At 28.3% G+C, this 4,200-nt stretch carries 3 protein-coding genes; 2 read left to right on the top strand and 1 reads right to left on the bottom strand.

Features of this window, described 5'->3' with window-relative positions:
* Positions 1–911 precede the first annotated feature (911 nt).
* On the bottom strand, positions 912–1,142 hold the full coding sequence (locus tag A5816_RS14465) for a cytochrome b5 domain-containing protein (protein WP_010733228.1): 231 nt from the start codon (positions 1,140–1,142) through the stop codon (positions 912–914).
* Positions 1,143–1,729: 587 nt separating this feature from the next.
* On the opposite strand from A5816_RS14465, the gene A5816_RS14460 reads away from it, so the two are divergent.
* Both A5816_RS14460 and A5816_RS14455 read left to right on the top strand, forming a co-directional pair.
* Positions 1,730–3,235: a glucosaminidase domain-containing protein gene (locus A5816_RS14460; RefSeq protein ID WP_086311596.1), complete on the top strand. Its 1,506-nt coding sequence runs from the start codon at positions 1,730–1,732 to the stop codon at positions 3,233–3,235.
* 332 nt (positions 3,236–3,567) lie between these two features.
* Positions 3,568–4,200: polysaccharide deacetylase family protein (locus A5816_RS14455; protein ID WP_256926097.1), on the top strand; the 633-nt coding region annotated here is incomplete at its 3' end.

Below are 4,200 nucleotides of genomic sequence, written 5' to 3'. Positions count from 1 at the left end.
TTATATATGTGTCTATTTATTTCTGCATTTTTTAGCAATTAAAGAGACTAAAAATAGTATGATAAACTTAACTATTTATATATAAAATACTATAAATGATATTTAGCCATACATAAAGAATTACTCTTAGAGAGGTGGATCATAAATAAAAGTCAAATAGCTGAAAATAGTAGAAACTATCGCATGTATCTAATAAGAGAAATTATTACTTTTATTTTTTTTAATGATTAAAAAAACAGAATCTATTGCTTTGTTATTTTGTATTAATATTTAAACATACCTAATACTAATATGTAGTGACACATCTCCTCAAATATAAAAATCTTCCATGTTACTCATATTGTATTAGGCCCCACCAACTTTAGTTACCTTTTTATAGTTTTTGTGTATGCCAATATAATTTGGTAAAATTGAGAGAAAAAGAAACAGTCTATAGTTATTAGATTCTTCTTTTTCTCTTGATATTATTTAACTTCAAAAAAATGATTGGATATCAATATATATCTTCAACAATTAATACGTATAAGAAAGCTGATCTATTATTAATAGGTTAGTTTTTTTATTTGAAAAGCTTTAAAAAGTAGTATTAATTTACTTTTTGTAAAAGTATAGTGAAGAAAAAAACTAGGAAAAATAAAGTGAAAATTACTTATCATAGGGATTATTAAAAAATCATCTCATAAAAACGACAATACCTCAAAAAGATAATCTAAGAAAATTTTTTGAGGTATTACATGATTAACTATTCATTTTTAGTTAGGAATCGTATCTTATTTTACCGTTTAATATAGAAAAAATTAGAACTCAACATAATTTTAAGGTATAAGTTGAAATATATATAAGTAATGTTGATTTTCTTTCTTTTAACATTGGAAGAACTGGCGCAATATAAAATTCAACTCGATTACCTTCTAAGAAATATAATTTCCAACAATTTTTAAGCTATCTAAAACTTTTTTTCTATGAGGAGCAGATTTTATTTCCTCTGAATAATCTCTTCCTGGTATATACCCGTGATGATTATTAATCCAATGAGAATTGTCAGTAACATCATAAACGATTCCATCAACAGCAATATACTTTTTGGGACTGTGAATTCCATCATATTGCGCTAGTGTTTCTTTAGTAAAATTTTTTAACATAATTTATCGCTCCTTCATTATTTATCTTACACATCTAATAGTAATTAAAATGACTAATTTGGGTATTTTTTTGTACTAAATATAACAACTTCAAATAATTGATATTAATAAAATTTATCATATACATTTAGCTATCCAAACTTAAGCGTAATATTTTTATTGCTGAAGAGTATGTTTAAAATATAAAGGATCTAACGATAGGAATATAGTTTATAACCTTTTTGTATATCTATTATAAGAAAACTAAATATTCAAATACTTGAATTAGAAACAATTTATGGGTAGGATACCTATTGTAAAAATATTTTCTAAGATCATTTATCGATAAAAAATAAATATGTATTTATTTTATTAGGTGGTCTAAAAATCATATATCTATTGTGATTAATTGTGAGATTTTTATAATTCGTTTATAAATAGGTTAAGTTTAGGAGATATCACTAAATATTGTAGATTATACAAAAGAATAAACTTTTTGAATTATAAGTGATAAATGTTAATGATGTAGAAACAAGGATACGATAAGTATTCCTTTTTTGTTATATCAGATTTTTATATTTACTAAATGGTAGGAGGAAAGAAATTTAATGAAGAAAACAAGAAAATTATTGTCTGCAATATTGTTGCTAGGACAAGTTTTCGGATATACTCCAACTGTTTTAGCAAATGAAGAACATTCAAAGGCTTCAGCAGAACAGTCAACTACAGTTACCAATGGAGAAATTATAAATGATTCGTTAGAAGAGTCTGAGGCACTAACTGAAAATAGTTCAGAAAATGAAATTACGGATTCTTCTATGCAAGAAACGCAACCGAATGAGACAGAAACAAATAATTCTACAACAGATTCTAGTGAAGAAAATGATTTAGATTCTGACAAACAGATTTCTGAAAATAAACCAATAGAAACGCCAACTCAGTCGTCTAAACCGTCATTGTCAAAACCATCGGACAGCAACAGTACTAACCAAGAAAATCCACAGAATCATGTAGAAATTAGTCCAGTAGATCCAGATAAAAGTACAGTCTCGTCCTCGACAATGGATTCTCAAGTACCATCAGGTAATGACGACTTAGCAAAAACAGATATACAACAACCTGATTCTCAGGAAAATACGATATCTTATCATCAACCACCAACTTCGCCTATTAAAAATTTGGTTCCTTCTAGTAATGAATCTTATGATGGCGATCTTCATTTTGAAAAGAATGAATCTGTAGAAAGTTTTATTCGTAAAATTGGTGAATCTGCACGTAAAGTAGGGCAAAAAAACGATTTATATGCTTCTGTAATGATTGCTCAAGCGATTTTGGAATCTGCTAGTGGACAAAGTAAACTAGCACAAGCACCAAATTATAATTTATTTGGAATCAAGGGAACTTATAATGGTAATAGTGTCTCTTTTGTGACACAAGAAGATTTAGGTGAAGGAGTTCTCTATACTACTCAAGCAACATTTCGAAAATATAAAAATTATGAAGATAGTTTAGCTGACTATGCGAAACTACTAAAAGAGGGATTAACAGGAAATAGTAATTTTTATGATGGTGTATGGAAGACAAATACAAAAAACTATCAAGAAGCAACTAGATTTTTAACAGGAAAATATGCTACTGATACGAAATATGATCAAAAGTTAAATGGTTTGATTGAAACTTATAATTTAACAGAATATGATCAAGAAGTAACTGATCCGAAGTTAAATAATAAGGGATATATTGTTCCATTGAAGAACTATACGATTTCTAGTTTATTTGGTAAGCGAGAAGGAGAGTTTCACAGAGGTCTTGATTTAGCCGCTGCACAAGGTGAACCAATCTATGCAAGTAAGACGGGAACAGTCATTAAAGCAGAGTTTCATCCTTCTTGGGGAAATTATGTAGCAATTGAACATGAAGACGGTACAACAGCGTTATATGCACACCAACAAGAATATCAAGTGGAAGTTGGAGACCACATAAAACAAGGTCAAATTATCGGTTTTGTTGGTTCTACGGGAAATAGTACAGGTAGCCACTTACACTTTGAACTTTGTATAGATAATACTTTAGTTCAAGCACAATTAATTGATCCTAAAACAGTCTTATTCTAAAGAATAAGACTGTTTTTTTATTTATACTAAGAATCTGTTATCTGTATCATGAAAACAAATAATTATAAAATATTTTTTCAAAATTTTATAGCTATATTAGCAACAAACTTGTAAACACATAAACACAAGAGTGATAAATAATAAACAGCTAAGTCGTTGAATTTTAATTAGATAATAATTATCTAAGCACTAAAATATCCAAGGCTAAGCTCAACATATATTTTAACGTTATCATTAAAATATAAGTACTTTTGATTTCAATATTTTTGTTAGTGTAGCTATACATTATTTTATTTGTATGTAAAGTTTTTAGAAAAATGAGGGGTGTAATTTTGAAAAAAATATATTTATTTATTGGACTAATTGCATTAGCAGGAGTTTTGTCTTTTGAAGTAACTTCAATTGTTAAAGCTATGAATGCTAGACAAGAGAAATCTGCGGCATTTGCACAGGCTTCAGAAGAGAAAAACACAGAAAATGGCAAGACCATGGATTCAATTTCAATTGCTAATGATGATTCAAGTGATGAAGCTAATAAAAGTGTAGCAATTAGTTTTGATGATGGACCTAGTCAATCAACTACACCACAACTTTTAGAAATTCTAAAGTCTAAAGGTGTGCATGCTACGTTTTTTGTATTAGGAAAAAATACAGAAAAATATCCTCAAATCGTTAAACAAGCATCAGAAGAAGGTCATGAGATTGGAAATCATACTTATGATCATGAAAATCTCTTTTACCTTCCTGTTGAAAGTGCCAATGATGCTATTAAAAAAGCAGATAATGAAATTAAAAAAGCAACTGGTAAACAAGCAAAGTTCATTCGACCACCCTATGGATCTATTACGAGTGAAAATGCTCTTGCCATTAATAGACCATTTATTCAATGGTCTGTAGATTCTGAAGATTGGAAGACAAGAAATTCTGATCTAATTTTAAAAAAAGTGCAAGACACTGTATATGAC

The sequence above is a fragment of the Enterococcus sp. 3G1_DIV0629 genome (assembly GCF_002141285.1).
Lineage (GTDB): Bacteria > Bacillota > Bacilli > Lactobacillales > Enterococcaceae > Enterococcus_B > Enterococcus_B lactis.
This window is presented reverse-complemented; position numbering and strand designations above follow the sequence as displayed.